Source organism: Hymenobacter daeguensis, assembly GCF_054780555.1.
Map to the genome: position 1 here is coordinate 23,476 of NZ_BAAGWC010000023.1, position 26,714 is coordinate 50,189.

A 26,714-nucleotide genomic window follows, 5' to 3' on the forward strand; every position below is an offset into this window, starting at 1 on the left:
ACAGCGCTGCTTTCTTCTCTCCAACCTCAAAACCCACTCGTATGGTACCGTATGCATTCGTAGACGTGTTGGGCGGCCCCTCCGTGGTGGGCGAGCCCATTGCCAGCGACTTACAATTGGTCGATGTGATTCAGCGCGGCCTCCAGCGCAAAGCCCTCGACCACCTGGCCCGGCGCTCGCACCTGCCGCTGCCGGTGCTGGCGGCGGCCGTCGATTTGTCGGTGCGCACCCTGCAGCGCTACACGCCCGCCCAGCGCCTCAAGGCCGATGCCACCGACCGCCTGGTGCAGCTGGCCACGCTGTATGCGGAGGGCTTCGAGCTATTCGGGGAAGAAAAATTCCGGCACTGGATGGAGTCGTCCATTCCGGCGCTGGGCAGCCGCAAGCCGGTCGAGCTGATTAATTCTACCGTGGGAATCCGGATGCTGCGCGACATTCTGGGGCGCATCGAGCACGGCGTTTTTGGGTAGCCGATGGAAGTATTCCGGCTTGCCCGCGCCACCCGGCGCTTCGACCTGAGCGGCTACGGCGCCTACCTCTACGGCGGCCGCTGGAACCTGCCCGGCCTGGCCCTGCTCTACACCGCCGAGCAGCGGGCCATTGCCCTGCTCGAAACACTGGTGCATCTGCCCGTGGAAGACCTCCCCGCCGACATGTACCTCATGACGCTGGAAGTGCCCGATGATGTGAGCCGCGAAGCCCTCACGCCGGAGGACTTGCCCGCTGATTGGCAGCGGCTATCCATGCCGCAGCCCACGGCCACCATTGGCCACGCGTGGCTGCAGTCGGGCCGCAGCCTGGCCCTGCAGGTGCCCTCGGTGGTGGTGCCGCAGGAGCGAAACCTGCTGCTGAACCCCGCCCACCCCGAGTTCATGCGGGTGCGGCTGCTGGATGCGCAGCCGTTTCATTTCGACGAGCGACTGAAGAAATAGCGGCGGCCTGAAGGCTTATTGCGGGATGCCGCCGGGCTGTTTTTTCTGCAGGGGAGCTAACTGGTTTTGCAGCTGAAAGGTAACTTTCTGGCAATCGGCAAAGCGCTGCTCCGATAGCTGCAAGGCTTTTTCAGTGGCCGACAATTGCTGATACAGGTAGCCGATGAGGCCCAGCGCCAACACCAGTGCGCCGAGGAAAACGATGTTCTTCATGAGTTGTTAAAAAGTGTCATCCTGAGGGCACCGAAGGACCTTATCACGTTAGAGGGTTCTAGCGTGATAAGGTCCTTCGGTGCCCTCAGGATGACAGAAGGGCTTCGTTAAATCGCCGTGTTCGGGTCGAACTGCTCCAGGTAATCGGCCACCCGGCGCACGAACATGCCGCCGAGCGAGCCGTCCACTACGCGGTGGTCGTAGCTGTGGCTCAGGAACATGAAGTGGCGGATGCCGATGAGGTCGCCCTGCGGCGTCTCAATCACGGCCGGCTTCTTCTTGATGGCGCCCACGGCCAGAATGGCCACCTGCGGCTGCATGATGATGGGCGTGCCCATCACGTTGCCGAACGAGCCCACGTTGCTCAGCGTGTAGGTGCCGCCTTCGAGGTCGGCGGGGGTGAGCTTGTTGATGCGGGCCCGGTTGGCCAGGTCGTTCACCTTCTTGGTCAGGCCGTTGAGGTTGAGCTGGTCGGCGTTGTGGATGACGGGCACAATCAGGTTGCCGCTGGGCAGGGCCACGGCCACGCCGATGTTGATGTCGCGCTTCTTGATGATGTAGTCGCCGTCGATGGAAACGTTAATCATCGGGAAATCCTGAATGGCGCGGGCCACCGCCTGAATGAAAATGGGCGTGAAGGTGAGGTTTTCGCCCTCGCGCTTCTTGTAGGCGTCTTTGTGCTTGTTGCGCCAGTTCACGATGTCCGTCACGTCGGCCTCCACGAAGCTGGTAACGTGCGGCGAAATCCGCTTCGAGTCCACCATGCGCTGCGCAATCATCTTGCGCATGCGGTCCATCTCAATCAGCTCCTGGCCGCCGCTCACGCTGGGGGCGGGTTTGCTGGCCGAGGCTTGCGGGGCCGGGGCTTTGGGAGCCGGGGTTTCGGCGGGGGCCGCCTGCGGCGCGGCAACCTGCGGCGCGGCGGGGGCCGGAGCCGCTGCTTTCGGACCCAGCGCGGGCTTGCCGGCGGCTACGTAATCCAGAATGTCTTTTTTGGTCACGCGGTTTTCCTTGCCGGTGCCGGGCAGGTATTCGAGGTCGGTCATGCTCACGCCTTCTTCGCGGGCAATGCTGAGCACGAGCGGCGAGAGGAAACGGCCGGGCTGGTGCTCGGCCCCGGCCACGGGAGCGGCGGCGGGGGCGGTGGCTTCGGGCACGTAGGGCACGGCGCTGCCGTTGCTGGAAGGAGCAGGGGCGGCCTGCGGCGCGGCCGGGGCACTGGCCGGCGCGGTAGCACCTGCACCAGCCGCATCGGTTTCCATGATGGCAATGGGCGCGCCCACGGCCACCACCTGGCCTTCCTGCACCAGAATTTCCTGCAGCACCCCCGCGTAGATGGCGGGCACTTCGGTGTCAACTTTGTCGGTGGCTACTTCCAGCACCGATTCGTCCTGCTCAATGGTGTCGCCAACTTGCTTGAGCCATTTCAGGACGGTGCCTTCCATGATGCTTTCGCCCATCTTGGGCATCGTCATTTCCACTCGTGCCATATGTAGGAGGGGGATTTGGGGTAATTAAGGGTGGGTGGGAGTTTGGTGCCGCAAAGGTAGCCCAAAAGCCCAACGCCCCGCAGTGCCATGCAAAGGGATATTTTGCGCGGCCCGGGCACAACAGCAAGGCTGGAACCTGAGGCACTACTTTTACACGCCAAACCTCCACCATTCGGCACTTCGTTAACCACGGCCCCAGTCCTGCCATGCAGCTTTTTGAGATTACCCAGCCGGCCACGCAGCTACTTCCCATCGTCATCAGCGTGCCCCATGCCGGCACCGCGTTTCCCGATGACATTCGGCCCGCATTGAAAGCCAGCCTGCTACCGCCCGATGATACCGACTGGTTTGTGCATCAGCTCTACGACTTTGCCACCGAGCTGGGCATTCCCCTGCTGAAAGCCAACTACAGCCGCTGGGTGGTCGACCTGAACCGCAACCCCGACAGCACGCCCCTCTACAACGATGGCCGGGTGCTGACCGGCCTGTGCACCACCACCACTTTTCTGGGCGAGCCAATTTATGCCGACGAGCGCACCGAAGTGGCTCCCGCCGAAGTTGCCCGCCGCAAAGCACGTTATTTTGAGCCCTACCACGAAGCCCTGCAGCAGCTGCTGGACGATACCAAAGCCCGTTTCGGGCAGGTGCTGCTGTGGGACTGCCATTCCATCCGGCGCCTGGTGCCGGCCATCCACGCCGGGCCGTTTCCGGACCTGATTCTGGGCAGCGCCGACCATACCTCGGCCTCGGCGGGGCTGATTGGCCAGGCCCTGCACGAGCTTGGCCGCGGGCCGTATGCGCTCAGCCACAACACGCCGTTCAAGGGCGGCTACATCACCCGGCACTTCGGCCGGCCGGCTGCGCGGCAGCATGCGCTCCAGCTGGAAATGTCGAAAGACGTGTACATGGACGACGCGGAGCAAGGGTATGACTCGGCTCGGGCCAATCAAATCCGCACCGTTCTGCGCCAAACCCTGCTCACGCTGGGCCAGTCGCTTCGTGCTGTCTAAACCAGTAAAATTCCGACCGTTCCCGCCCGCCATGACCTATTTCGTTTTCTCTTCCCTGCTCCTGAAAGACGGCTGGCTCAGCCCGGCCTACGTTGGCGTCGATGCGCGGGGCAGGATTGAATACCTCGCGCAGGAACCGCCTGCCGGCACCGACATTACCGTGAAAACGGTAGAAGGCGCAGCGCTGCCCGGGTTTCAGAATGCCCATTCGCACGCGTTCCAATACGGCATGGCGGGCCAGGCCGAGCAGCACGCCGTAGGCACGCGCGACGATTTCTGGAGCTGGCGCGAAGCCATGTACGCCTGCGCCGAAACCTTCAGCCCCGAGCAAAACGAGCAGGTGGCCACCACCCTGTACCGCCATCTGCTGCGCAACGGCTACACGTCGGTGGTCGAGTTCCACTACCTGCACCACGACCCCACCGGCCGCCCCTACGCCAACCTGGCCGAGATGGGTGAGCGCCTGGTGGCCGCCGCCCGCACGGCCGGCATCAAAATCACGCTGGTGCCCGTGTTCTACCAGAAAGGCGACTTCGGCCGCGAGCCGCAGCCGCGCCAGCGGCGCTTCATCTCACCCACGCTGGATGACTACCTCCGGCTGCTGGACGCCAGCCGGCGGGCCACGGCGCACTACGAGCGCGCCCAGCTGGGTTTTGGCGTGCATTCGCTCCGCGCCGTGGAAGCGGCCGACGTGCTGGCCACCCACGCCCAGGGCCCGGCGGACCTGCCCTTTCACCTTCACGCCGCCGAGCAAACCCTGGAAGTGGAGCGCTGCCAGGCCCACCTCGGCGCCCGGCCCGTAGAATGGCTGCTCGATAACCTGCCCCTCAGCGAGCGGTTCCACTTGGTGCACTGTACCCACCTCACCTCCGACGAAACTGCCCGCCTGGCCAGGTCCGGGGCCAACGTGGTGCTTTGCCCCGGCACCGAAGGCAACCTCGGCGACGGCATTTTTTCCCTGGTCGATTACGCCGAAGCGGGAGGAAATTGGTCCATCGGCACCGACAGCCACATCAGCCTCAACCCCCTGGAGGACCTGCGCTGGCTCGACTACGGCCAGCGCCTCATTCACCGCCGCCGCAACATCTTCGCCGATGGCGCTTCGGTGCTGGTCGATAAAACCTTCTTTGCCGGGCACCGCGCCGCCGGCCGCACCCTCACCAATTATTTTGCCCTCGGCCAGCCCCTCGATGCCGTGGTGTACAACCTGAGCCAGCCATTGCTGGCTCAGGCCGGCACGCCGCATCTGCTGCCGGCCATCGTCTATACCGCTGACTCTTCGGCTATTCTCGGCACACTGGTAGATGGGCAGTGGGCCTACCGGGCAGGCGCACCAATAGCGCAGTAGTCAGGCCGATTCGACAGCCGCTACGGCGGTACGGGCAGGGGCTTGAAGTGCCGGGGCTTCAGCTGCCGCCGAAAGACGGCGGGCAGCGGCCAGCCATTCTCGTAGTGCTGCACGGCGTTGGCTTCCCGGTCGGTGCCATAGCGCCAGTAATTGCGGAAGCCGAATACCGTGGGCACCATGCTGGCCAGCCCTATGCCAATAGAAATCCCTGTTTGCCCGTGCGCCAGCTCGAAGCCGGTGCCCGCCAGGCCGGCCGTGCCATACCCCACGGCCCGGCCAGCGTTGAAGCGGCGTTCCCGAAACAGGTTGTGCAGGGCATAGGCCGTATCGCGCACCGTGCGTGGCGGCGGAGCATCCTGCGCCCGAAGGCGAGCGGCTGGCAACAGCAGGCAGGCGATAAATAAACGAGTGAGCATTGCCGCGAATAAAAAGGGCTGGGAGCTCTGTGTAAGAGTCCCAGCCCCGTTGTGGCGTTGCAAAACCGACCAAAATCAGCCGGCTATTTCTCGACCATTATTTGCGGAATGCCTTCCTCATTCAGGTCGCCGCCCGTGGCCACTGCCTCGGTGCGATAGGTGGTGAAGCAGATTTTCTTATTCTTCGCAAACCGGCTTTCCGGGTCGTTGATGATGACAACGTGCTCGAAGGTGCCGAACTCCTTGCCCTCGTACATCAGCGTTTTTTTGATGCCCAGCCCGGGCTTGTTCAGCACGTCTACGTAGGTGGCGCGGCCCACGCCTTTCGGCCCCGGCTTGGCAAAAAGCACCGTGGTTTCGATGTTGCCGTTGCAGGGTTCGGAGCAGGAGGTGAGCATAGCAGCTACGGCAACGGAAGCCAGCAGGCCCCCGGCTGCTGATAAGCGAAACGAGAAAGGTTGCAGTACGGCCACGATTGAAATTACAGGAATGGTTACAGGTCCGAAACGTGTAGAAACAAAAACGCCCGACTAAATTCAGTCAGGCGTTTTGTAAGGAAAGGGTAACTACACCACCGAGAAATCAAACGTCTCCAGGAATTTCGTGGTGAAATTGCCGGCTTTGAAATCCTCGTTGTCCATCAGGGCCAGGTGGAAGGGAATGGTCGTTTTCACGCCTTCCACCACAAACTCGCTCAGGGCGCGCTTCATTTTCACGATGCACTCCTCGCGGGTCTGGGCCACGGTGATGAGCTTGGCAATCATCGAGTCGTAGTTCGGCGGAATGGTGTAGCCCGCGTACACGTGCGTATCGACGCGCACGCCGTGGCCGCCGGGAATGTGCAGCGTGGTAATCTTGCCGGGGGTGGGGCGGAAGCCGTGGCGCGGGTCCTCGGCGTTGATGCGGCACTCCATGGCGTGTAGCTGGGGCAGGTAGTTTTTGCCCGAAATCGGGATGCCCGCCGCCACCTTAATCTGCTCTTTGATGAGGTCGTAGGCCACCACTTCTTCCGTCACGGGGTGCTCCACCTGAATGCGGGTGTTCATCTCCATGAAGTAGAAGTCGCGGTTTTTATCCACCAGAAACTCAATGGTGCCCACGCCCTCGTAGCCAATGCTGCTGGCGCCTTTGATGGCCGCCGCGCCCATTTTCTCGCGCAGCGAGTCGGTCATAAACGGCGAGGGCGACTCTTCCACCAGCTTCTGGTGGCGGCGCTGAATGGAGCAGTCGCGCTCCGACAAGTGGCAAACGTGCCCGAACTGGTCGCCCACAATCTGAATTTCGATGTGGCGGGGTTCCTCCACAAACTTTTCCAGGTACATGCCGTCGTTGCCGAACGCCGCTTTCGACTCCGTGCGGGCATCGTCCCAGGCTTTCTGGAATTCGTCTTCCGAGTTGATGACGCGCATGCCGCGCCCGCCGCCGCCGGCCGTGGCCTTCAGAATGACGGGATATTTGATTTTGGCGGCAATTTTCTTGCCCTGCTCCACCGAGTCGAGCAGGCCATCGGAGCCGGGCACGCAGGGCACGCCGGCTTTTTTCATGGTGTCTTTGGCCGTGGCCTTGTCGCCCATCTGGTTAATCATCTCGGGCGAAGCCCCGATGAACTTGATGCCGTTTTCGGCGCAGATGCGCGAGAATTCCGCGTTTTCGCTCAGGAAGCCGTAGCCGGGGTGAATGGCGTCGGCGTTGGTAATCTCGCAGGCCGCAATCAGGTTGGGCATGCTCAGGTAGCTGTCCTTCGAGGCCGGCGGCCCGATGCACACGGCCTCATCGGCAAACTTCACGTGCAGGCTTTCCTTGTCGGCAGTCGAGTACACGGCCACCGTTTTGATGCCCATTTCCTTACAGGTACGGATAATGCGCAGCGCAATTTCGCCCCGGTTGGCGATGAGTATTTTCTTGAACATGGGGTGGGATGGGGTAAAAGTTCAGTAGGGGCGGGGCTTGCCCCCGCCCGTCGTTCGCGCCGCCCAAACGGCCTTGTGCAACGACGGGCGGGGGCAAGCCCCGCCCCTACGGAGGAACCAATTGACTACTCAATCAAAAACAGCGGCTGGTCGTATTCCACCGGCGTGGCATTCTCCACCAGCGCCTTCACGATGCGGCCGCTTTCTTCGGCTTCAATCTCATTGAACAGCTTCATGGCCTCGATGATGCAGATAACCTGGCCTTTCTCCACCATGTCGCCCACCTGCACGAAAGCCGGCGCATCGGGCCCGCTGCTGCGGTAGAACGTGCCAATCATCGGCGCCTTCAGCGCCTTGTGGCTTGCGGCCGAAGGTTCGGCGGCGGCAGCAGGGGCGGCAGCGGGAGCAGCCGTTGGCGCGGCGGCAGGAGCGGCGGCTACCGGTACGGCTGCCGGCGCGGTAGCCGCCGCGGCGCTGTACACGGTTTTGGTATTGGGGTCGCGCTGCACCGAGATTTTGAATTCCTCGGTTTCAATGTTGACCTTATTCAAACCCGATTTAGCGATAAAATCGAGCAGCTCCTGGAGTTCTTTGGCTTTCATGGAAGCGTCCTTTTTGGGCGAGTTTGACATCTTTAATAAGCAGTTGGTTGCGCGCTATCAGCTGTTAACTAACGGCTTAAAGGCTACTTTACGCGCTCGACGTAGCTGTAGTCGCTGGTTTTGATGCGGATTTTGGTATCCACGTCAATGAACAGCGGCACCTGGATGCGGGCACCGGTTTCTACCGTGGCGGGCTTCAGCGTGTTGGTAGCGGTATCGCCGCGCAGGCCAGGCTCGGTGTAGGTCACCACGAGGTCCACGGTGGTGGGCAGCTCGGCGGTGAGGGGCTGCTCGGTTTCGGCGTGGAAGAGGATGGTAACGTCCTGGCCTTCCTTCATCAGGTCGGCGAAGGGCACCATGGCTTCGGGCAGTACCACCTGCTCAAAGTCGTCCTTGTTCATGAAGGTGTAGCCGTAGTCGTCCTTAAACAGGAACTGGTGCGGGCGCTGCTCCACGCGGGCCGTCTCCACCTTCACCCCGGCGTTGAAGGTGTTGTCGATGGTGCGGCCGGTTTTGATGTTGCGCAGCTTGGTCCGCACAAAGGCGGGGCCTTTGCCCGGCTTCACGTGCTGAAACTCGGTGATGACGTGCAGCTCGTTGTTGTAGTTGAGAACGAGGCCGTTGCGGAAGTCGGCGGTTGATGCCATGGAATCAGTTAAGTGTTAAAAGGGATGAGCTAAGAGGTTGCGCTCCAGACTCAAGGCTTTTGATTTGGGTGGGTTATGGAAACGAGGGGAATGGTACGGACAACAAAGCTAAGAGCAAGCCAGTGTTTAACTTATAACTCTTAACTCTTAACTGCCTTGGCGCCGTCGTAGGCCCATTTCAGGTAGATGGAGCCCCAGGTGAAGCCGCCGCCGAAGGCGGCCAGCACGAGGTTGTCGCCGCGGCGCAGCTGGCCTTCGTAGTCGGCCAGGCACAGCGGGATGGTGGCGCTGGTGGTGTTGCCGTAGCGGTCAATGTTCAGCATCACCTTTTCCGGGCCTACGCCCATGCGGTTGGCGGTGGCGTCGATGATGCGCTTGTTGGCCTGGTGAGGCACCAGCCAGGCCACGTCGTCGTTGTTGAGGTGGTTGCGCTCCATCACCTGGGCGGCTACGTCGGCCATGCTCTTCACGGCAAACTTGAACACCGTGGCGCCTTCCTGGTAAATGTAGTGCTCCTTGCGGTCGATGGTTTCGTGCGTGGGCGGGCGGCGGCTGCCCCCGGCTTTCTGGTGCAGATACGGCTCGCCGCTGCCGTCGGTGCGCAGCACCATGTCCAGCACGCCAAAGCCGTCGGTGCTGGGTTCGAGCAGCACGGCGGCGGCGCCGTCGCCGAAGAGAATGCAGTTGGCGCGGTCGGTATAGTCCACGATGGCCGACATCTTGTCGGCCCCCACGATGACAACCTTCTTATACGTGCCGGCCTGAATGAACTGCGCGCCCGTGGCCAGCGCATACAGGAAGCTGGAGCAGGCCGCATTCATGTCGTAGCTGAAGGCATTGATGGCACCTACGCCGTTGGAAATGATGTTGCCAGTGGCCGGAAACAGCATATCGGGCGTTACGGTGGCGCAGATGAGCAGCTCAATATCCCTGGGGTCGGTGCCGGTTTTATCCAGCAGGCGCTGCACCGCTTTGATGCCCATGACGGACGAGCCCTGGTCTTCTCCCTTCAAAATGCGCCGCTCCCGGATACCGGTTCGGGCCATAATCCACTCATCGGTGGTGTCTACTAGCTTTTCAAGCTCGGCATTAGTCAGTACGTAGTCGGGCACGTAAGCACCCACGCCGGTGATGGCAGCAGTAATCTTCATACGGGCAAAAGTAGGCGGGGCAGCCGATAAATGGGAATTAGCGCCGCAAATGACCCAAAATAGGGCATCGCAGGCACCGGAAAATGAGCGGGCAGCAGCTAAAAAAAATCCGGCCGGAGCCGGAGATTTTCCGCCGCCGCGCGCAGCGGTTACGACTTAAAAGTAGCCTTAATCTGGTCAACAATGCCGGAATCGGCCATGTTGTAGCCTTGCACCAGCATGTTGCCAATGGCGCGCGGCGTGCTGCGGCCGTGCCCGATGATGGCGTTGTCGTTGATGCCCAGAATGGGCGAGCCGCCTACCGCCTCGTAGTTGAACTTGTCGAAAAAAGGGTCGTGAATGGCCTTTTCCTCCATCACATCATAAATGGATTCGGCCATTTTCAGGATGACGTTGCCCGTGAAGCCGTCGCACACAATCACGTCGGCTTTGCTATTGAAGAGGTCGCGCCCCTCAATGTTGCCCACGAAGTTGATGTGTGGATTCGTTTTCAGGCGCTGGTGAGCTTCCTGAATGATGGGCGTGCCCTTGCCCTCTTCCTCGCCAATGTTCATCAAGCCCACCTGGGGCTTGGCAATGCCCAGCACGTACTGCGCATACAGCGAGCCCAACTCGCCAAACTGCTCCAGCATCTCGGGCTTGCACTCGGCGTTGGCACCCACATCGAGCAGAATGCCGAAGTCGCTGCCCAGCTTCGGCAGAAAGTTGGCAATGGCCGGGCGCATCACACCGGGCACGGCTTTCACCGTGAACATGGCGCCCACCAGCATGGCGCCGGTGTTGCCGGCCGAGCAAAACGCGTCGACCTCGCCGGTCAGCAGCATCTTGTAGCCCACGGCAATGCTGGAATCCTGCTTTTGCTGGAAGGCTTTGGCGGGGTGTTCGCCCATGTCGATAACCTGCGACGCGTGGACAAATTCGAGGGCCGTGCCAGCGGGGCCGGCGGCTTGCAACAAGGGGCGCACGGCGTCTTCCTGGCCAATGAGGACGATGGTGGCCTTGCCTGCCAGTTGTTCAGCGGCTAACAGGGCACCCGCCACGGCGGCTTGGGGGGCGAAATCGCCGCCCATTGCGTCGAGGGCTATTTTCATGAACGAGGTGTTTGGGAAGTCAGGAGAGAGGGTAGGAACCACAAGTCCGGCCCCGCTGGCTTAAAAAAGGAGCGAAGCCGGACCGTGTGGTACCGCGAAGTAACAACCTGACGCGCTATTCGTCGTCACCGGCTGCATCAGCAGCGGGCGCAGCGCTCACTTTCGTGTAGTTTTTGATGGCCAGCTGGCCGTTGTGGTACAGGTCGCCGTCTACTACGTAGGCTTTGTGGCGCAGGTGCAGCTCGCCCGTGTTGGGGCACAGCGTCACCGCTTTAGGAGTCAGCTTGTAGTGGGTACGACGCTTGTCGCGAACGGCGGAAGAAGTGCGGCGCTTAGGATGAGCCATGGTATGGGGAAATTTTGAGTTTTGAAGTTATGAGTTCGGAGTAGGGGAGCGACTCGGGGCGCTGACGGATTAATTCAGGTTGCGGAGCGCGGCCCAGCGGGGGTCAGCCGGCTCGTCGTCATCGGGGCCCTCGTCGGCGGGACGGGTGCTGAAGATGAGCTTGGTGGGGGCATCGGGGTTCTCATCGTCCTCATTCTGGAAGCGCGGGTGCAGCTTCTTCATCGGCAGGGCCAGGCCGATGTAGTCGTAGAGGTGCTGCGCCAGCGGCAGGCTCTGGGTTTCGGGCGTGATTTGCAGCACGTTGTCGTCCAGCTCCTTGTTCTCGTCGCCGAAGCGCACCAGCAGCTGCTCGTGAATGTCGAGCGGCTGGTCGAATTCGTCGAGGCTGCGGTCGCAAATCAGGCGCACGGTGCCGGTAATGTGAAAGTTAAGGGTCAGCAACCGCTCGGTTTTGATGAGCTCTACGTCGGCGTGCAGCTGGCCTTGTTCCACCAACGACTGGTCGAAGAGGGCGAAAAAGTCGGGACCCAACTCGAACTCAAAGTGGTGCGTTTTCAGCGCCAGTTTGGCCAGGTTGATGTCGTATTTGCTTTCTTTTTTCACGGTCGGCTGGATAGCAGGGGGCAAAAGTAGTGAATTTCCGGCTTTTTGCCAAAAAAAGCGGCCAACTTTCTCCGCGGGAAGGCCCTCAAATCATTGGTTTAGCCACTAGCGGGCCGAGCGCGGCTGGGCATTTTCCCAGCGCTGTTTCCAGATGTCGCAAGCCAGGTAAACCGCTGCCCGGAAAGAAGATTCATCGGCCCGGTACTGCCCGGCAATGCCATAGGCGGTGCCGTGGTCGGGCGAGGTGCGCACCACCGGCAGGCCCGCCGTGAAGTTCACGCCGCGCTCAAAGGCCATGAGCTTGAAGGGAATCAGGCCCTGGTCGTGGTAGAGCGCCAGGGTGGCGTCGAACTGCCGGAACTGCTGGGTGCCGAAGTAGCCATCGGCCGGGAAGGGGCCCAGTACCAGGTGCCCGTCCTGCACGAACTGCTGAATGACGGGCGACACCAGGTCGCCTTCTTCGCTGCCCAGCAGGCCGTTTTCGCCGGCGTGGGGGTTGAGGCCGAGCACGGCAATGCGCGGCTTCAGAATGCCGAAATCGTTTTTCAGCGACTTGAGCAGGAGCGTGATTTTGGTGCGCAGCAGCTCCGGCGTGAGGCGGCTGGGCACGTCTTTCAGCGGCACGTGGCCGGTGACGGTGGCAATGCGCAGGCCGGCATCCTCATCCACCAGAAACATGAGGCTCTCGGGGGCTTCGAAAAAGCTGGTGAGAAACTCGGTGTGGCCGGGGTAGCGGAAGTTGTCGGCCTGGGTGTTGTCCTTGCTGATGGGGGCCGTCACGATGCCGTCGAGCTTGCCAGCCTTGAGGTCGCGGCTGGCGCAGAGCAGGCTTTCGCGGGCGGCCGCGCCGGTGGCGGCGCTGGGCTGGCCGGGGGCGAGGGCAAAGTCCTCGTCCCAGCAGGTCACGGCGTTGAGGCGGCCGGGGGCAATGTCGGCCGCGTCGCGCAGCTGGCGGAAGGTGAGGTGCTCGGCATCGGCGGGCGTGGGGAAGTCGTCGAACAGCGCGGTGGCCGTGCCATACACGACCGGCGTGCAGATTTTCAGCAGCCGCTCATCAAGCAGCGTTTTGTAAATGACTTCGGGGCCGATGCCGGCGAGGTCGCCCACGGAGAAGCCGAGGCGGGGGAGGTTGTGGGGCATTGTTTCTGTCATCCTGAGCACAGCGAAGGACCTTACCACGTTCGCGCTACAAGGGTGAATAATTCCGACGAAAGCAGCCGTGATAAGATGCTTCCTCCGTCAGCATGACAACGATTTTTAAGCGAGTTGCTTGGTCAGGAACTCATACAGCAGGCGCACGCCGGTGCCGGTGCCGCCTTTGCCGCGGTAGCTTTCCGGCGCGGTCAGGAAGGCCGGGCCGGCAATGTCGAGGTGAATCCAGGGGTAGCCGACGGCGAAGCGCTCCAGAAACTTGCCGGCCGAGATGTGACCGGCTTCGCCTTTGCCGAGGTTATTGAGGTCGGCGATGTCGGACTTGATGTGGTCGGCGTACTCGTCCCAGAGCGGAAATTCTACCAGCCGCTCGTGCACGGCGTAGCCGGCTTCGCTGAGCTGTTGCAGGGTTGCAGGCTCCGCAGTGCCCATCGAGGCGCTGGCTTCGGTGCCGAGGGCGCGCACGGCCGCGCCGGTGAGGGTGGCCAGGTCGATGACCAGCGCGGGGTCGTATTTTTTGGCGAAGCTGAGGGCATCGGCGAGGAGCAGACGGCCTTCGGCATCGGTGTTTTTTACTTCGACGGTGAGGCCGCTGTGCATGGTGAGGACGTCGCCGGGAGCGAAGGCGAGGCCGCCGGGCCGGTTGTCGGTGGCGGGCACGAGGCCGATGACGTGCAGCGGCACGTTGTTTTTGGCCAGGGCGAAGAGGGTGCCGGCCACGGCCGCGCCGCCGGCCATGTCGCACTTCATCATGTCCATGCTGTTGGGCGTGGGCTTGAGGCTGAGGCCGCCGGTGTCGAACACTACGCCCTTGCCCACCAGCACGTAGGGCTTTTCGTTCTGCGCGCCTTCGGGCTTGTATTCGAGGATGCTGAACGTGGGCGGCTCGGGCGAGCCGAGGTTGACGGCGAGCAGGCCGCCCATGCGCAGGGCTTCGATTCTGGCCAGGTCGAGGATGTCGGTGGTGTAGCCGGCCTGGTCGCCGGCTTCGGCCATGCGCTCGGCAAACTGCACGGCGTTCAGCTTGTTGAGCGGGGCATTGACGAGGTCGCGGGCCAGGAATACGCCTGCCAGCACGCCTTCGAGCGCGGTGATTTCGGCCACCGTGGCGCCCTTGCCTACCATGTAAACGCGGGCGAGCGAGGCCGCTTTGCGCGATTTTTCATCGGTCTTGTAGCCTTCGAACTGGTAGGCGCTCAGGGCCAGGCCTTCGGTCAGGAGCAGGGCGGCGTTGGGCGTGGCGCTCTCATTCTGAATGAAAACCTCCTCCGTTTTTTCAGCTTTCAGCAGGCCGTGCAGGGTGTGGCCGGCGCGGCGCAGCTGCTCGGCCACCTGGGCGGCGGTGGGCTTGTCGGCCAGCACCACGAAGTAGTGGTGGTGGCTGAAGTGGTTGAGGTGCACGAGCTTCTGGTCGTCGGCCAGGGCGGTTTCGACGTAGTGCCGGGCGGCGGGCGTGAGGTCGCCGGCAGTGGCATCGGAGAGGGCCGTGGTGCCGTGGGGCAGGATGAACACCTGCGTGGACTGGGCCGGCGCGGCGGCCGCGTGAGCAAGAGCTAAAGACATGAGCGGGGATGAAGGCCGTAGATTTGAGGCCGCAAGGTACTGTTCCGGTGGCGAGGTTTTCGGAAGGATGTTAATAACAACGTCATGCCGAGTCCACCGGAACGTCCTGCAGAGCGCAGCGCAGCATCTGGTCCGCTTCGCTGAATCGATTGAATTACTGCCCCTGGCAAGATGCTGCGCTGCGCTCTGCAGGACGTTCATCTAAAACATTTACTCACTCCGCCCGTGAATACCGTTCGCCCCAAAAAACACCTTGGCCAGCACTTCCTGGCCGACCCCAACATTGCCCGCAACATCGTGGGGGCCCTGCAGCTGCCCGATGAGGTGCGCCAGGTGCTCGAAATCGGGCCGGGCATGGGCGTGCTCACGCAGTATCTGCTGCAAAACCCGGCCTACCAAACCAGCGTGGTGGAGATTGATACCGAGTCGGTAGCCTATTTGAAACAGCATTATCCGGCGCTGGAAAACCGGATTTATGCCACCGATTTTCTGAAGCAGAACCTGGCCGAATTATTCCCCGGCCAGCCGCTGGCCATCATCGGCAACTTCCCCTACAACATCAGCAGCCAGATATTTTTCGCCGTGCTCAACAACCGCCAGCAGGTACGCGAGGTGGTGGGCATGATTCAGAAAGAAGTGGCCCAGCGCCTGGCCGAGCCGCCCGGCTCGAAAACGTACGGCATCCTGAGCGTGCTGTTGCAGGCGTTTTATCAAATCGACTATCTGTTCACGGTGCCGCCGCACGTCTTCAACCCGCCGCCCAAGGTGGAGTCGGCCGTGGTGCGCCTCACCCGCAACGATGTTGAACAGCTGGACTGCGACGAGAAGCTGTTTTTCCGCGTGGTGAAGCAGGCCTTCCAGACGCGCCGCAAAACGCTGCGCAACGCCCTGAAACCGTTTGGGATGCCGGCCGAAGCAACGACGGATGCCATTTTCGAGCGCCGGGCCGAAACGCTGAGCGTGGCCGATTTTGTGCGGCTGACGCAGCACGTGGGCCAGCACATGGCGGGCGGTGCGGCGCTGCCCGATTTGAACGTGAATGATATCTCAGAATAGCTTGATTCTTTTCCTGCTTAATTCTTTCCCGCTTCTTCTTTTCCCCTCAATTCCAAGATGAAAAAACTGCTAGTCGCCTGCTCCGTTTTGTTTTGCTCCTTCACGATGTCGGCCGATGGGCCATGGTTCAGCGGCAAAATCGTGTACCGCAATTCGTTCACAACATTGGCCGGGCAGGATATTACAGATAAAATAGCTCCCATTATGGGCAGCGAAAACCTGTATTACATCAGTGGCGAAAATTATAAATCCTACACTGAGAAAAAACAGTTGCTGGAGCTGTATACCGCCAAAACCAATCAGATGCACTATTTCATCAACGGACAGCCCAGCATTGTTGATGCGGCCACTAATACACCTGGAGCGGTGGTAAAGCCCTTGTCTGATAAAGCTACCATTGCCGGCTACGCTTGCCAAAGCTTACAGATTGATACCAACGGCAACACGACAGTGTATTACTTCTCGCCCAAACTGCGCGTTAATCAGGAGCTATACAAAAAGCATTTGGCCGGCAACTGGTACTCCTTTCTGCAGGCTAGCAACGGTGCGCTGCCCTTAAAATTTGTGATGACTGACCGCAAGCAAGGGTTCGTCATGACCTGTGAGGCAACTTCGGTGCAAGCCATGGCGCTTGCAGACAATGAATTTACCGTTGATGCTCCGGCACGCTAGCACTTGCTTATAATGAGCCATTGCCTGATAATTGACGAAATGCACCCGTCGCTGTTCCCGATGCTTGAAAGCATTGGCGTGACGGCCGACTACCGCCCAACCCTCACCGCCGCCGAGGTGCCCGCTGCCCTCGCCGCCCGGCCCTACGACGGCCTGATGGTGCGGAGCAAGCTGCGCGTGACGGCCGGGCTGCTGGCCCACGGCCCGCAGCTGCGCTACGTGGCCCGGGCCGGGGCGGGCGTCGACAACATCGACGAGGCGGCGATGGCGGCGGCGGGCGTCACGCTACTCAACGCGCCGGAGGGCAACCGCGACGCGGTGGGCGAGTACGCCGTGGGCCTGCTGCTGGCGCTGTTCCGCAACATTGTGCGGGCCGATGGCGAGGTGCGCCAGGGCCAGTGGCGGCGCGAGGCCAACCGGGGCGAGGAAATCGGGGGCAAAACCATTGGCCTGCTGGGCTACGGGCACATGGGCCGGGCCTTTGCGCGGCGGCTCAGCGCCTTCGGGTGCACGGTGCTGGCGCATGATAATGACCCGGCTGTGGAAACCGACGGCAATGCTCAGTTGGTGAGCCTGGCCGAGCTGCAGGCCCGGGCCGAGGTGCTGAGCCTGCACATTCCGTACTCGGCGGCCAACCATCACGTTGTGAATGAGGCGCTGCTGACCGGTTTTGCCCGGCCCCTGTGGCTGCTGAACACGGCGCGGGGCGAAGTGCTGGACCACGCGGCGCTGGTGGCAGGGCTACGGGCCGGCGCGGTGCGCGGCGCGGCGCTCGACGTGCTCGACAATGAAAAGCTCAGCACCCTCACGCCCGCCCAGCAAGCCAACTTCGATTTTCTGAAAACGGCCGCCAACGTGGTGCTCTCGCCCCACATCGGCGGCTGGACGCACCAGAGCTACGTCCGCATCAACGAGGTGCTGACGGAGAAGATTCGGGCTTTTCAAGCCGCCGTATCGGGCGGGTTGGCGGGCAGCTAATTCGTTTTGTGTATCTTTGCAACGAACCTAAGAAGGGAGAACGGTTGGCAGTGCCAGCCGTTCTCCTTGCTTTTTAGCCAAACCGTCAAGTAGCTACTTTTATGGCCAGCACCATCAATTATTACACCGCCGAAGGCCTGCAAAAACTGAAGGACGAGCTCCAGGACCTCAAAATCCGGGGCCGGGCCAAAGCCGCCGAAGACCTGCGCGAAGCCCGCGACAAGGGCGACCTGAGCGAGAACGCCGAGTACGACGCCGCCAAGGACGCCCAGGGCCTGCTGGAGCTGAAAATCTCCAAGCTCGAAGAAGTGCTGGGCAACGCCCGCCTCATCGACGAAACCAACATGGATTTCAGCAAGGTGCTCATCATGAGCAAGGTGAAGCTGAAAAATCTGAAAAATAACATGGTGCTCGACTACACGCTCGTGGCCGAGGAAGAAGCCAACCTGGCCGCCGGCAAAATCTCGGTGAAGTCGCCGATTGGCAAGGGCCTGCTGGGCAAATCGGCCGGCGACACGGCCGAAATCGTGGTGCCCGCCGGCAAGCTGCAGTTCGAGATTCTGGAGATAAGCCGCTAGGGTTTTTAGCGGTCCGCGCTTTTTCAATGGAAGGCCTCTGCTGAAAGCAGGGGCCTTTTGTCGTTATTCGCAACATCTTTCACATTTCAGGATGGGTCTGAGCTGCCGCGACGAAATGCGGACAGCCCAAAGCCATCAGCTAACAGCGAAAAAATATGCCTTCGATTTTTGCGCGCATCGTTTCCGGCGAGCTGCCGGCCTATAAAGTGGCCGAAGACGGCCGCCACCTGGCGTTTCTCGACATTACGCCGCTGGTGGAAGGCCACGTACTGGTGATTCCCAAGAAGGAAATCGACTACATTTTCGACCTGCCGGCCGATGAGCTGGCGGCGCTGCACGTGTTTGCCCAGCGCGTGGCGAAAGGGGTGAAGGCTGCTGTGCCCTGCAAGCGCGTGGGCGTGGCCGTGATTGGGCTGGAGGTGCCGCACGCGCATATTCATCTCATTCCGATGAACACGGTGCAGGACATCAACTTCACCAATCCCAAAATAAAGGTGCCCGAGGCGCGGATGCAGGAGCTGGCCACGGCCATTGCCGCCAAAGTGGACGGCGGCAGCGGGCTCGCCGAGGCAAAAGCAGCCGCGAAAGGGAGCAGCAATGCCGGCGCTCCGGTGCCGCCCGACCTGCAGAAGCTGGTGGACGGCCTGCACTTTCTGAGCGAATCGGATGCGCCGCTGGAAGCCGTGGCCTACGCCGCACCCGGCGGCGAGCTCAGCAACGCCGCGCTGCTCAAGCTCCTGGGCGAGCCGGCCGATGCCCCCTTGGAAACCGTGGAGCTGACGCAGTTCCTCCGCAACCACACGGCCGATGACGGGGTGCTGAACGACGTGGCGCTGGCCAACCGCTACAAGGCCCTTCAAATGTTTATGAAGCAGGACCTGGACGGCGTGCAGGTGTACCGCGTGGGCAAGGGCCCGGAAATTCATGCCTACGCACTGGGCCGGACGATGGACGGCACCCTGGCCGGCTTCAAAACAGTGCTGACGGAAACCTGATTGGGCTTTGCTCGGCCGGCCCCGATGCAACGGCGCGGCGGTGGGCGTGTATATGGGAGGCCGTGGGCCTCCCATTTTCATTTCCGATTACATGAAACACCTGTTCCTGCTTGGGTTATTGCTGCTGCAAGCCGCCAGTGCCTGGGCCCTCAAGCCCTCGCGTGAGTGGATTGCCACGCCCGAAACCAGGGGCCTGCACTACCAGTCGCTGGCCCTGGAAACGCCCGACCACGCCCAACTGGCCACCTGGGTAGTAGAACCGGCAGCGGCTGTGCCCGACCAGCGCACCACGATGGTGCTGGCCTACGGCGACGCCGGCAATATGTCGCAGTGGCTGTACCAGGCGCAGGCTTTGGCGAACGGGGGCTACCGGGTGTATCTGTTTGACTACCGCGGCTTTGGGCACAGCTCGGATTTCGCCATCAACCCGCAGCAGCTGTACTATCCGGAATTCGCCACGGATTTGAAAACGGTGCTGGCCGATGCGCGGCACCGGTTTCCGCGCAGCCGCGCCGGCATTCTGGCGTTTTCCATGGGCACTATCATGGGTGCGGAAGTAGCCGCCGGCGGCAAGTGCGATTTTCTGATTTCGGAGGGCTACGTGGCCAGCCCGCAGCGCCTGGTGGCCGACCAGTTTCAGCGCTTTCAGAAAATGGTGCTATTACCCGACGATGCCGCTGACTACGCCCTGGTGGCACGGCGCGTGAACTGCCCGTGGCTGCTGGTGGCCGGCACCGCCGACAAAAACACGCCCCTGGCCGACTCGGTAGCCGTGGCACGGGTGGCGCGGCGCCGGCAGCGGCGGCAGGTGCTCACATTTGAGGGCGCGCACCTGGCGGGCATGTTTACGCTGAGCGAGGCGGCATACGGCGATAAGTACGTGCGGGAAGTCGGCCGGTTTCTGGCCAACAGGCGGAGCTAGTGCTAACCAAGCCCTACCAGTAAGAAAACGGCGCTCAGGTAGCTCCAGAAGCCGGCGAAGACGACGTGGACAACGGTTTCGAAGCGCTTGCCGCGCCAGAGCTGGGCCGAGTAGCCGAAGAACTGCACCAGCAGCCGGGCCAGCCAAAAAATGCCGCAGCCCAGCGCCAGCCGGCGGCCCAGCGGCGTGCCCACCAGTTCGGCGGCCGAGGTGAGGCAGAGCAGCCCCATCAGCAGCACCGTGAAGGCGACGAAAAAAGTGTGCACGTACATCATCTGCCGGTTGATGAGGCTGACGGGGGCGAATTCTTCGCGCCAGTTGAAGTAGCGGGCGAAGGCGACGTGCAACAGCGCCAGGATGACCAGAAGGAAGCCGATGGCTTTAAGCTGCACTACCATGGGGGCGAAGCAGAAAAGTGGTAACGAAAGGCGTGATGCGAATTTCCTGGGCCACTTGCAGCCCAGCAGCCTGAAAAGTTTCCAGCCAGGCGCGGCGCGCATGGAAGTGAAGGAACCCGATGTTGTAGGCCATAAAATTGGCCGTATCGCGCAGGTGCTCGGTCACAATGATGGTGCCGCCGGGCCTGGTAACGCGCCGCAGCTCCCGGAAAAAAGCCGCGCGCTCAGCAGCGTTGCGGATTTCGTGCGCGGCCAGAAAGGCGAAGGTGAGGTCAAACGCCGCATCGGCCAGCGGCAGCGGGCGAGCGGTATCGACGGGTAGGGTGCCGGGATAGGGAGGGTAAGCCCGCCGGGCGCGCTGAATGGACGCTTCGGTGTGGCGAACGGGGTTGTAGAAATCGACAGGCAGCAGCTGGCCGGGCGCGTAGCGGTGCTGAAGCACGGCGCTGATTTCATCAAACCCGGCGTTGATGGTGAGGATGCCGGGGTGCGCCGACGTGGGGCCGGGCAGCCATTTCAGCCCATACAATGTGGAGAAATCGTAGACATAAGCCGTAACCGCCAGCGACACGAAGACCGGAAGCAGCCCCAGCCCTAGCCCCAGCAGGGCCGCCGTCCGGTAGGCCGGCAGCACCACCGACACCGCGCCCAGCGCCAGCGCGGCCCCCAACGCGATGGCGTAGAAATGCCAGTTGAACCGCACCACGTTTCGCAAGCCTTGCAGGGGTTTTCTTACGGGTGCCATAGCTCGGTGCGGCCTTTTTTCCAGGAGTAGGGCACGTTGCGCAGCGAGAAAGCATTGGCTAACACAAGCCGGCTGAATTTCAGGCTGTCCAAAAAGCCAACATGACAACTCTCAACCGCCACGGGCTGCGGCTCCCAATGCTCGCGCACGCCTTCCACAATGAGCATTTTGTCGGCAGCAAGCGAGAAGGTAAAAGGCAGCGGGCCAGCAAAGCGGCGGGCTTCTTTCCAGGTGGCGAAGGGCGAAGCGGCAGGCAGCGGGACTTCCGGCACGGGTGCGGCCAGCGTAACGTGGAAATCAGCTTGGCGCGACTGAATGGTGAGCTGGCCGGCGGTTTCCTGTCCGGTAATATCGACGGTATGGTAGCGGTAGTGGGTAAAGAGATTGCCCAGCGCGGTCATGCGTCGCTGGTCGGTTTCTGAGCGCAGAATGTAGAGGCCGCGCAGGCGCTTGCCGGTGGGAGAGGAGTAGCGCACAAAGGCCCGGTAGCCAATCAGGAAAAAGTCCTGGCCCATCCAGCGGGGTAAGCCTCTGGGCCGCAGCCGGCGCGTCTGGACCAGGGCCACGGCCAGAAAGCCCCACTCCTGGTCGAAGGCGTCGGGTACCAGCGGGGCGGGCAGCAGCGCCCGCAGCTCGGCCTGGGGCACGGCGAAGGTGAGCACCAGCGAATGTTCAAAAAACGCTTCGACCGGAAACGGATGGGTTTTTAGCCAGGACAGCATCGGCAAATCAGCGCGGGGACAGCCGGGCCGGCTGAAAGGTATGAACATAAACCAACGCGCAAAACAGCGCCGCGAACAGCGCATTGACGCGGCCCCACAGCAGCAGGTCGGGGGCCAGGAAGGCCTCCAGCGTGTTCATCGAAAGGATGAGGCCAATCTGCGCCACAGCGCACCAGCGGACCTTAATACCGCTGAGCACCCACACGGCCATGCCGATTTCGCCCAACCCAATCAGGCGAGTGAGCAGCCCGGCGTGGTCCGGCCCCAGAATGCGCGCCACGATGGCGGCGTGGCGCGGCACCAGCATCAGCAGCTTGCAGAACAAGCCGTTGGCCAGCCACACCAGCGCAATGAGATAGTGAATAAAGCGCTGCATTACTGCGCCCGGCCACTATCCACCAGCTTTTGCAGGCGGGCCTGAACGGGGCGGGGCAGGGCGCTGAGCAGGTCCAGGCCGGTGGCGGCTTCGATTTTATCGACTGAAGTCAGGTATTTTCTCCAGTCGGGGTCGATGGCGTTGTTGTCGTTGGGCGTGTCGATGGCCAGCACGCGCACGCCGGGGGCGGTGGCCAGGCGCTGCAGGTCGTTGGTGCCATCGGGCAGTATCACCATCACTTTCCAGATGCGGGCGGGCACCGTCACGCGGCCCTGGTCGAGGGTGGTGGCGAAGCCGTTGGCCCCGGTGCCGCCGCGCCCGTAGCTGCCCATGATGACGTAGATTTCCTGGCCGCGCTGCACCTGGCTGCGGCCGTATTCTTCGAGGTGGGCCCAGGTTTGCTGGTTGTTTTTGGGGGCCTGGGGCACCATGTTGCTCATCAGGAAGGTATTGGCGTTGGCGTCGAGGTCGGCGGTGCGGTCGCCGCTGGGGCAGTTGTGGCCTTTGTCGAATCCGGAGCGGGCGTAGCTGGCGGGCGTCACCTGGTAGAACTGGCGGGGCAGGGCCGCGTCGGGCCGGAAGTTGTTCTGGCGGGGCGCTTCGCCCAGGTCGGCCTGGTCGAGGTGCCAGCTCACCCAGTTGGGAATGCCGCGCGCGGCGCTGTAGCCGATGGTGAATTCGGGGTGGACGAGCAGGTAGTTATTGGCATTGGCGGGGTCGGAGGTCGCGCCGCTGGGGTTGCCCAGGGCCAAGTTGGCATCGTTGGGGTCCTGGGCCACGCCGGTGCCGGTGCCGGTGCCCTGAACGGGTTGCTGAGTTGCCGAAGGCGCAGTTTGGGCCGGCTGCGGCTGATTCCGATTCTCAAAGTAGCCGCCCGTTACGCCCGAATTGGTGGCGGCGGCCGGGCCAGCGGCGGTTTCGAGCACGATGTCGTCGATGTCGAGCCGGTTTTTGGAGCCGCTGGTTTTGCGGATTTCCAGCCGAATGGGCTCATTGGCTACGCCGGCAAACGCGTGGGGCACCAGCGTCGGGCCGCTGGTGGTGATGGGCGAGCCCGTGCGGGCGTAGGTGCGGCCGCCGTCGCGGCTCAGCCACAGCTCCCAGGTGCTGGGCCCGTCGGTGCCATAGGCAGCGGCCGAAACGGTGATGCGCCGCACCCCGGCTTTGGCATCGAAGCGCATCGAAATCCGGCCCAGGTTGCGCAGGCGGGCCGCCCGCTCGCCGTTTTTATGGTCCTGCGGGCTGCTGCCGATGAGAGCGTCCTCAAAATGCCAGGTGCCGGTGGCCAGCGGCTCATCGGCTTCTTCGTAGGCGCCTTTCGAGCCGCTTTCGAAGGTTTCGGGGAAAGGGCTGCTGGCTGGCTGCTGCGCGCTGGCGGCGCGGGCCGTGGGCGGCGTTTGGGTTTCGGCGGGCTGGGAGGAGCAGGCGAGCAGGGCAAAAGCCGCAGCAAGCGCGCAGGAGGCGGAGGCATGCATGCGGCGAAGATATGCGGCGATGCTGCGGAAAGTGCAGGGGGCTGTGTTCACACAAAAAAAGAACGTCATGCTTCGGCTGTCCTCAGCATGACGTTTCGACGAAAGCCGCGATGTACTGCCTTTACAGCACTACCGACGACTTCAGCATCGGGAAGCCGCGCTGGTGCCAGTAGGGGTAGATGGGCGGCGTGGCGCTGGCCGCGTCGAGGCGGGCCACTTGCGCGGGCGTAAGGTTCCAGCCCACGGCCCCGAGGTTTTGGCGAAGCTGCTCCTCGTTGCGGGCCCCGAAGACGAGGCTCGTGACGGTGGGGCGCTGCAACAGCCAGTTGAGGGCCACCTGCGGCACCGTTTTTTCGGTTTCGGCGGCCAGCTGGTCCAGCACGTCCACAATGCCGTAGAGGTAGTCATCGGGCACGTCGGGGCCCTGGCCGCCGCCTTGCAGCAGGCGGCTTTCGGGCGGCGCGGGCTGGCCCCGGCGGAACTTCCCGCTGAGCCGACCGCTGGCCAGCGGGCTCCAGACGATGGCGCCCACGCCCTGGTCCTGGCCCAGCGGCATCAGCTCCCACTCATACTCGCGGTTGATGAGCGAGTAGTACACCTGGTGGCCCACGTAGCGGGCCCAGCCGTGGCGCTCCGCCACCGAAAGCGACTTCATCAGGTGCCAGCCCGAGAAGTTGGAGCAGGCAATGTAGCGGACTTTGCCGCTGCTCACCAGGTCGTCGAGCGCCCGCAGCGCTTCGTCCACCGGCGTGCGGGCGTCGAAGCCGTGGAGGTGGTAGATGTCGATGTGGTCGGTGCCGAGGCGGCGCAGGCTGTCGTCGCAGGCCCTGAGCAGGTGCTGGCGCGAGGAGCCGAAATCGTTCGGCCCGTCGCTCATGGGGAAGGTGGCTTTGGTCGAAATCAGCACGTCGTTGCGGCGGCCTTCCAGGGCTTTGCCGAGGATTTCTTCGGCCACCCCGCGCGAGTACACGTTGGCCGTGTCGAAGAGGTTGACGCCCGCTTCGAGGCAAATGTCGACGAGGCGGCGGGCCTCGGCCACATCGGTACTGCCCCAGGCTTTAAAGAACTCGTTGCCGCCCCCGAAAGTGGCGGTGCCGAAGCTCAGCACGGGGATTTGCAGGCCAGAGGCCCCCAGTTGTCTGTATTCCATAAGTGTGAGTTGGGGAATGGTAATTCGAGCGGAAACAGCTGGCGGAAGTGAATGTTGAGCTTGCCGGTGCGCAGACTCCGCGAACGATTGTGGCCGCCGCCGCTGGCCCCGTGGTACGAGTAGGGGCGCACCAAAAGGCCCGTAGCATGCGCCACGGGCCCTTTGGTATAAGATAGTTCGGCTTATGCCTGCCGGTCGCCGCCGGTCATGCTCAGCATCCAGCCGGGGTATTCGGGGCTGAGCCGGCTCACCTCGTCCAGCTGCTTCAGCTCTTCGGGGGTAAACTGCACCTCCACGGCCTTGAGGTTGTCTTCGAGCTGCTCCATTTTCTTGGCCCCGATGATGACCGTGCTCACCACCGGATGGTGCAGCAGCCAGGCCAGCGCCAGCGTGGCCACGGTGCTGCCCTTGGCATCGGCCATCGGCTTGAGGCGGTCGATGATGTCGAAGGCCAGGTTTTTGTTCACGGGCGGAAAGTCGAAGCCACCGCTGCGGCGGCCCTCGCCGGCCGGGTTTTCGCGTGTGTATTTGCCGCTGAGGAAGCCGCCGGCCAGCGGGCTCCACACCATCAGGCCCAGCTGCTGGTCTTGCAGCAGGGGCACCAGCTCGCGCTCCAGGTCGCGGCCCGCCAGGGTGTAGTAGGCTTGCAGCGACTGGTAGCGCTCCAGGTGCTGGCGCTCCGAAATGCCCACGGCTTTCATCAGCTGCCAGGCGGCCACGTTGCTGGCCCCGATGTAGCGCACCTTGCCCTGGCGCACGAGGTCGTCGAGGGCCCGCAGGGTTTCCTCCAGGGGCGTGAGCGGGTCGTAGGAGTGGGTCTGGTAGAGGTCGATGTAGTCGGTTTTCAGGCGCTTGAGGCTGCCCTCCACCTGGGCCATGATGTGCTGGCGGGTGAGGCCCACGTCGTTGGGGCCGTCGCCCATCTTGCCGCGCACTTTGGTGGCCAGAATAAGGGAATCGCGCCGCAGGCCCAGGTTATGAATGGCTTGGCCGGTGATTTCTTCCGACTGGCCTTCGGTGTAGATGTTGGCCGTGTCGATGAAGTTGACGCCGGCTTCCACGGCGCGCTTCAGCAGGGCATCGGCCCCGGCCTGGTCCACGCCGTTGATGGCGGCAAAGCGGCCGCCCACGGCGCCGAAGGTCATGGTGCCGAGGCAGAGCTCGGAAACTTTGAGGCCGGTGCGGCCCAGGAGGTTGTATTTCATCAGGGGGTTGGGGAAGGATGGTTGGCTGGAAAAACCGGCCCGACGGAGGATTGTTGAAAGCCCGCGCAGCGGGCTTAGCCCCGCTGGCCGTTCAGGGTCTGAAACATCCCGTCCAGCTCGGCCCGGCTGGCTTGGCTGGCTTTGGCCGAGAATTGGTAGGCAATTTCCGCATGGCCGGCGGCCAGCTGCTGCATCACGTCGTCGGCATACTCGGCCAGGGGCACGCCGAAGGAATGGTCGGTGCCGCCCAGCTCGGTGTGCACGGCCGGCGGAATCACCTCCACTACCTGCACCGAAGTGCCGGCCAGCTGCCAGCGCAGCGACTGCGTGAACGAGTGCATGGCCGCCTTGGTGGCGCTGTAAACGGGCACCCGCGCCAGCGGCACAAAGCCCAGCCCCGACGAAACGTTGATAATAGCCGCCGCCGGCTGGCGCTGCAAATGCGCCCCAAACAGCGCCGTCAGGTGCATGGGCGCTTCCACGTTGATGGCAATTTCATTGGCGCGGGCCGCCCAGTCTTCGGCGTTTTCGGCCAGCCGCACCTCGCGCTGAATGCCGGCGTTGTTGAACAGCACGTTGAGCCGGGGCGCTTCGGCTGTGGCCCATTCGAAAAGGCGCTGGCGCTCGGCGGGCCGGGCCACGTCGCAGACCAGCGTGCGCAGGCCGGGCAGGCGCCCGGCGGCAGCTTCCAGCTTGGCGGCGTCGCGGCCGCAAATCAGCACGGTGTTGCCGGCGGCGTGCAGGCGCTCGGTCAGGGCCAGGCCAATGCCCGAGCCGCCGCCGGTGATGAGGATGGTGTTGTGGTGAATGTTCATGTCGTTGTGCGGGAGAAAGATTACCGCACAAAGGTCCGGCGCTGCCAACGCGGGGTGTTTGCGTCCGGCAATCCGATTGTTGCGAAATTCAAAGTAGCCGGCACATTCTGCACTCCCCCCCCCCGCGCCGGTTGGCCAGGGGGGCTTGCGCCG

31 protein-coding genes are annotated in these 26,714 nt (G+C 62.7%); 10 read left to right on the forward strand and 21 right to left on the reverse strand.

Annotated features, from left to right (window positions below; genetic code table 11):
- Positions 1–41 precede the first annotated feature (41 nt).
- Entirely contained in the window at positions 42–470 is a 429-nt protein-coding gene (gene parS / locus ACYVHT_RS18680) for a type II RES/Xre toxin-antitoxin system antitoxin (protein ID WP_460555504.1), read from the forward strand.
- Positions 471–473: 3 nt separating this feature from the next.
- A complete protein-coding gene (locus tag ACYVHT_RS18685) occupies positions 474–932 on the forward strand; it encodes an RES family NAD+ phosphorylase (protein WP_460555507.1) in 459 nt (152 codons plus the stop codon).
- 15 nt (positions 933–947) lie between these two features.
- On the opposite strand, the gene ACYVHT_RS18690 is transcribed toward ACYVHT_RS18685, so the two are convergent.
- Both ACYVHT_RS18690 and ACYVHT_RS18695 read right to left on the reverse strand, forming a co-directional pair.
- Entirely contained in the window at positions 948–1,145 is a 198-nt protein-coding gene (locus ACYVHT_RS18690) for a hypothetical protein (RefSeq protein WP_208174930.1), read from the reverse strand.
- Between the two features lie 107 nt (positions 1,146–1,252).
- Complete coding sequence (locus ACYVHT_RS18695; protein WP_460555510.1) at positions 1,253–2,635, reverse strand: dihydrolipoamide acetyltransferase family protein; 1,383 nt, start codon at positions 2,633–2,635, stop codon at positions 1,253–1,255.
- Between the two features lie 206 nt (positions 2,636–2,841).
- Here ACYVHT_RS18695 and ACYVHT_RS18700 point away from each other — a divergent pair, with 206 nt between their 5' ends.
- Both ACYVHT_RS18700 and hutF read left to right on the forward strand, forming a co-directional pair.
- Positions 2,842–3,645, forward strand: coding sequence for an N-formylglutamate amidohydrolase (locus ACYVHT_RS18700; RefSeq protein ID WP_460555513.1), 804 nt, complete (start codon positions 2,842–2,844; stop codon positions 3,643–3,645).
- A gap of 31 nt (positions 3,646–3,676) precedes the next feature.
- On the forward strand, positions 3,677–4,993 hold the full coding sequence (hutF, locus tag ACYVHT_RS18705; protein ID WP_460555516.1) for a formimidoylglutamate deiminase: 1,317 nt from the start codon (positions 3,677–3,679) through the stop codon (positions 4,991–4,993).
- Positions 4,994–5,013: 20 nt separating this feature from the next.
- Here hutF and ACYVHT_RS18710 read toward each other — a convergent pair whose 3' ends face one another.
- The 11 genes from ACYVHT_RS18710 to ACYVHT_RS18760 form a co-directional block, all read right to left on the reverse strand.
- On the reverse strand, positions 5,014–5,409 hold the full coding sequence (locus ACYVHT_RS18710; RefSeq protein WP_460555519.1) for a hypothetical protein: 396 nt from the start codon (positions 5,407–5,409) through the stop codon (positions 5,014–5,016).
- An 83-nt stretch (positions 5,410–5,492) separates the two neighbouring features.
- A complete protein-coding gene (locus tag ACYVHT_RS18715; protein WP_460555522.1) occupies positions 5,493–5,882 on the reverse strand; it encodes a hypothetical protein in 390 nt (129 codons plus the stop codon).
- Between the two features lie 93 nt (positions 5,883–5,975).
- Positions 5,976–7,319 carry an acetyl-CoA carboxylase biotin carboxylase subunit gene (gene accC, locus ACYVHT_RS18720; protein WP_460555525.1) on the reverse strand — a complete coding sequence of 448 codons (1,344 nt, stop codon included), beginning with the start codon at positions 7,317–7,319 and terminating at the stop codon, positions 5,976–5,978.
- A gap of 125 nt (positions 7,320–7,444) precedes the next feature.
- Complete coding sequence (accB, locus tag ACYVHT_RS18725; protein ID WP_460555528.1) at positions 7,445–7,921, reverse strand: acetyl-CoA carboxylase biotin carboxyl carrier protein; 477 nt, start codon at positions 7,919–7,921, stop codon at positions 7,445–7,447.
- Between the two features lie 83 nt (positions 7,922–8,004).
- Positions 8,005–8,568, reverse strand: coding sequence for an elongation factor P (gene efp / locus ACYVHT_RS18730; protein WP_460555531.1), 564 nt, complete (start codon positions 8,566–8,568; stop codon positions 8,005–8,007).
- Positions 8,569–8,708: 140 nt separating this feature from the next.
- Positions 8,709–9,719: a beta-ketoacyl-ACP synthase III gene (locus tag ACYVHT_RS18735; protein WP_460555534.1), complete on the reverse strand. Its 1,011-nt coding sequence runs from the start codon at positions 9,717–9,719 to the stop codon at positions 8,709–8,711.
- Positions 9,720–9,868: 149 nt separating this feature from the next.
- Positions 9,869–10,810 carry a phosphate acyltransferase gene (gene plsX / locus ACYVHT_RS18740; protein WP_460555537.1) on the reverse strand — a complete coding sequence of 314 codons (942 nt, stop codon included), beginning with the start codon at positions 10,808–10,810 and terminating at the stop codon, positions 9,869–9,871.
- A gap of 115 nt (positions 10,811–10,925) precedes the next feature.
- Positions 10,926–11,156, reverse strand: a complete 231-nt coding sequence (gene rpmF / locus ACYVHT_RS18745; protein WP_460555540.1) for a large ribosomal subunit protein bL32 — start codon at positions 11,154–11,156, stop codon at positions 10,926–10,928.
- Positions 11,157–11,225: 69 nt separating this feature from the next.
- Positions 11,226–11,759, reverse strand: a complete 534-nt coding sequence (locus ACYVHT_RS18750; RefSeq protein ID WP_460555543.1) for a YceD family protein — start codon at positions 11,757–11,759, stop codon at positions 11,226–11,228.
- A gap of 105 nt (positions 11,760–11,864) precedes the next feature.
- Positions 11,865–12,899 carry a PdxA family dehydrogenase gene (pdxA, locus tag ACYVHT_RS18755; RefSeq protein WP_460555546.1) on the reverse strand — a complete coding sequence of 345 codons (1,035 nt, stop codon included), beginning with the start codon at positions 12,897–12,899 and terminating at the stop codon, positions 11,865–11,867.
- Positions 12,900–13,016: 117 nt separating this feature from the next.
- Positions 13,017–14,474, reverse strand: coding sequence for a leucyl aminopeptidase family protein (locus tag ACYVHT_RS18760; protein ID WP_460555549.1), 1,458 nt, complete (start codon positions 14,472–14,474; stop codon positions 13,017–13,019).
- 225 nt (positions 14,475–14,699) lie between these two features.
- On the opposite strand from ACYVHT_RS18760, the gene rsmA reads away from it, so the two are divergent.
- The 6 genes from rsmA (at position 14,700) to ACYVHT_RS18790 (ending at position 19,675) form a co-directional block, all read left to right on the forward strand.
- Positions 14,700–15,530 (forward strand): 16S rRNA (adenine(1518)-N(6)/adenine(1519)-N(6))-dimethyltransferase RsmA, encoded by an 831-nt coding sequence (rsmA, locus tag ACYVHT_RS18765; RefSeq protein ID WP_460555552.1) that lies wholly within the window; start codon positions 14,700–14,702, stop codon positions 15,528–15,530.
- Between the two features lie 57 nt (positions 15,531–15,587).
- Positions 15,588–16,202, forward strand: coding sequence for a hypothetical protein (locus ACYVHT_RS18770; protein ID WP_460555555.1), 615 nt, complete (start codon positions 15,588–15,590; stop codon positions 16,200–16,202).
- A 12-nt stretch (positions 16,203–16,214) separates the two neighbouring features.
- Positions 16,215–17,180 carry a Rossmann-fold NAD(P)-binding domain-containing protein gene (locus ACYVHT_RS18775; protein ID WP_460555558.1) on the forward strand — a complete coding sequence of 322 codons (966 nt, stop codon included), beginning with the start codon at positions 16,215–16,217 and terminating at the stop codon, positions 17,178–17,180.
- A gap of 101 nt (positions 17,181–17,281) precedes the next feature.
- A complete protein-coding gene (gene greA, locus ACYVHT_RS18780) occupies positions 17,282–17,758 on the forward strand; it encodes a transcription elongation factor GreA (RefSeq protein ID WP_460555561.1) in 477 nt (158 codons plus the stop codon).
- A 155-nt stretch (positions 17,759–17,913) separates the two neighbouring features.
- On the forward strand, positions 17,914–18,753 hold the full coding sequence (locus tag ACYVHT_RS18785) for a nuclease A inhibitor family protein (protein WP_460555564.1): 840 nt from the start codon (positions 17,914–17,916) through the stop codon (positions 18,751–18,753).
- A 91-nt stretch (positions 18,754–18,844) separates the two neighbouring features.
- On the forward strand, positions 18,845–19,675 hold the full coding sequence (locus ACYVHT_RS18790) for an alpha/beta hydrolase (RefSeq protein WP_460555567.1): 831 nt from the start codon (positions 18,845–18,847) through the stop codon (positions 19,673–19,675).
- A 2-nt stretch (positions 19,676–19,677) separates the two neighbouring features.
- On the opposite strand, the gene ACYVHT_RS18795 is transcribed toward ACYVHT_RS18790, so the two are convergent.
- The 8 genes from ACYVHT_RS18795 to ACYVHT_RS18830 form a co-directional block, all read right to left on the reverse strand.
- Positions 19,678–20,073, reverse strand: coding sequence for a hypothetical protein (locus ACYVHT_RS18795; protein WP_460555570.1), 396 nt, complete (start codon positions 20,071–20,073; stop codon positions 19,678–19,680).
- Positions 20,057–20,818 (reverse strand): class I SAM-dependent methyltransferase, encoded by a 762-nt coding sequence (locus ACYVHT_RS18800; RefSeq protein ID WP_460555573.1) that lies wholly within the window; start codon positions 20,816–20,818, stop codon positions 20,057–20,059. The genes ACYVHT_RS18795 and ACYVHT_RS18800 overlap by 17 nt, the downstream gene beginning before the upstream one ends.
- A complete protein-coding gene (locus tag ACYVHT_RS18805) occupies positions 20,806–21,540 on the reverse strand; it encodes a YqjF family protein (protein ID WP_460555575.1) in 735 nt (244 codons plus the stop codon). Before ACYVHT_RS18805 ends, ACYVHT_RS18800 begins: the two co-directional genes overlap by 13 nt.
- 7 nt (positions 21,541–21,547) lie before the next feature.
- Positions 21,548–21,916 (reverse strand): DoxX-like family protein, encoded by a 369-nt coding sequence (locus ACYVHT_RS18810; protein ID WP_460555578.1) that lies wholly within the window; start codon positions 21,914–21,916, stop codon positions 21,548–21,550.
- Positions 21,916–23,391 carry a DNA/RNA non-specific endonuclease gene (locus ACYVHT_RS18815; RefSeq protein ID WP_460555581.1) on the reverse strand — a complete coding sequence of 492 codons (1,476 nt, stop codon included), beginning with the start codon at positions 23,389–23,391 and terminating at the stop codon, positions 21,916–21,918. Before ACYVHT_RS18815 ends, ACYVHT_RS18810 begins: the two co-directional genes overlap by 1 nt.
- Before the next feature lie 121 nt (positions 23,392–23,512).
- A complete protein-coding gene (locus tag ACYVHT_RS18820; protein WP_460555584.1) occupies positions 23,513–24,541 on the reverse strand; it encodes an aldo/keto reductase in 1,029 nt (342 codons plus the stop codon).
- Positions 24,542–24,723: 182 nt separating this feature from the next.
- Complete coding sequence (locus ACYVHT_RS18825) at positions 24,724–25,746, reverse strand: aldo/keto reductase (RefSeq protein ID WP_460555588.1); 1,023 nt, start codon at positions 25,744–25,746, stop codon at positions 24,724–24,726.
- Between the two features lie 74 nt (positions 25,747–25,820).
- Positions 25,821–26,561, reverse strand: a complete 741-nt coding sequence (locus ACYVHT_RS18830) for an SDR family oxidoreductase (protein ID WP_460555592.1) — start codon at positions 26,559–26,561, stop codon at positions 25,821–25,823.
- Between the last annotated feature and the right edge of the window lie 153 nt (positions 26,562–26,714).

Coding starts and splice junctions, on each gene's coding strand:
- parS (WP_460555504.1), top strand. CDS start 42: ATGGTACCGTATGCATTCGTAGACGTGTTGGGCGGCCCCTCCGTGGTG.
- ACYVHT_RS18685 (WP_460555507.1), top strand. CDS start 474: ATGGAAGTATTCCGGCTTGCCCGCGCCACCCGGCGCTTCGACCTGAGC.
- ACYVHT_RS18690 (WP_208174930.1), bottom strand. CDS start 1,145: ATGAAGAACATCGTTTTCCTCGGCGCACTGGTGTTGGCGCTGGGCCTC.
- ACYVHT_RS18695 (WP_460555510.1), bottom strand. CDS start 2,635: ATGGCACGAGTGGAAATGACGATGCCCAAGATGGGCGAAAGCATCATG.
- ACYVHT_RS18700 (WP_460555513.1), top strand. CDS start 2,842: ATGCAGCTTTTTGAGATTACCCAGCCGGCCACGCAGCTACTTCCCATC.
- hutF (WP_460555516.1), top strand. CDS start 3,677: ATGACCTATTTCGTTTTCTCTTCCCTGCTCCTGAAAGACGGCTGGCTC.
- ACYVHT_RS18710 (WP_460555519.1), bottom strand. CDS start 5,409: ATGCTCACTCGTTTATTTATCGCCTGCCTGCTGTTGCCAGCCGCTCGC.
- accC (WP_460555525.1), bottom strand. CDS start 7,319: ATGTTCAAGAAAATACTCATCGCCAACCGGGGCGAAATTGCGCTGCGC.
- accB (WP_460555528.1), bottom strand. CDS start 7,921: ATGAAAGCCAAAGAACTCCAGGAGCTGCTCGATTTTATCGCTAAATCG.
- efp (WP_460555531.1), bottom strand. CDS start 8,568: ATGGCATCAACCGCCGACTTCCGCAACGGCCTCGTTCTCAACTACAAC.
- ACYVHT_RS18735 (WP_460555534.1), bottom strand. CDS start 9,719: ATGAAGATTACTGCTGCCATCACCGGCGTGGGTGCTTACGTGCCCGAC.
- plsX (WP_460555537.1), bottom strand. CDS start 10,810: ATGAAAATAGCCCTCGACGCAATGGGCGGCGATTTCGCCCCCCAAGCC.
- rpmF (WP_460555540.1), bottom strand. CDS start 11,156: ATGGCTCATCCTAAGCGCCGCACTTCTTCCGCCGTTCGCGACAAGCGT.
- pdxA (WP_460555546.1), bottom strand. CDS start 12,899: ATGCCCCACAACCTCCCCCGCCTCGGCTTCTCCGTGGGCGACCTCGCC.
- ACYVHT_RS18760 (WP_460555549.1), bottom strand. CDS start 14,474: ATGTCTTTAGCTCTTGCTCACGCGGCCGCCGCGCCGGCCCAGTCCACG.
- ACYVHT_RS18770 (WP_460555555.1), top strand. CDS start 15,588: ATGAAAAAACTGCTAGTCGCCTGCTCCGTTTTGTTTTGCTCCTTCACG.
- ACYVHT_RS18775 (WP_460555558.1), top strand. CDS start 16,215: ATGAGCCATTGCCTGATAATTGACGAAATGCACCCGTCGCTGTTCCCG.
- greA (WP_460555561.1), top strand. CDS start 17,282: ATGGCCAGCACCATCAATTATTACACCGCCGAAGGCCTGCAAAAACTG.
- ACYVHT_RS18785 (WP_460555564.1), top strand. CDS start 17,914: ATGCCTTCGATTTTTGCGCGCATCGTTTCCGGCGAGCTGCCGGCCTAT.
- ACYVHT_RS18790 (WP_460555567.1), top strand. CDS start 18,845: ATGAAACACCTGTTCCTGCTTGGGTTATTGCTGCTGCAAGCCGCCAGT.
- ACYVHT_RS18795 (WP_460555570.1), bottom strand. CDS start 20,073: ATGGTAGTGCAGCTTAAAGCCATCGGCTTCCTTCTGGTCATCCTGGCG.
- ACYVHT_RS18800 (WP_460555573.1), bottom strand. CDS start 20,818: ATGGCACCCGTAAGAAAACCCCTGCAAGGCTTGCGAAACGTGGTGCGG.
- ACYVHT_RS18805 (WP_460555575.1), bottom strand. CDS start 21,540: ATGCTGTCCTGGCTAAAAACCCATCCGTTTCCGGTCGAAGCGTTTTTT.
- ACYVHT_RS18810 (WP_460555578.1), bottom strand. CDS start 21,916: ATGCAGCGCTTTATTCACTATCTCATTGCGCTGGTGTGGCTGGCCAAC.
- ACYVHT_RS18815 (WP_460555581.1), bottom strand. CDS start 23,391: ATGCATGCCTCCGCCTCCTGCGCGCTTGCTGCGGCTTTTGCCCTGCTC.
- ACYVHT_RS18820 (WP_460555584.1), bottom strand. CDS start 24,541: ATGGAATACAGACAACTGGGGGCCTCTGGCCTGCAAATCCCCGTGCTG.
- ACYVHT_RS18825 (WP_460555588.1), bottom strand. CDS start 25,746: ATGAAATACAACCTCCTGGGCCGCACCGGCCTCAAAGTTTCCGAGCTC.
- ACYVHT_RS18830 (WP_460555592.1), bottom strand. CDS start 26,561: ATGAACATTCACCACAACACCATCCTCATCACCGGCGGCGGCTCGGGC.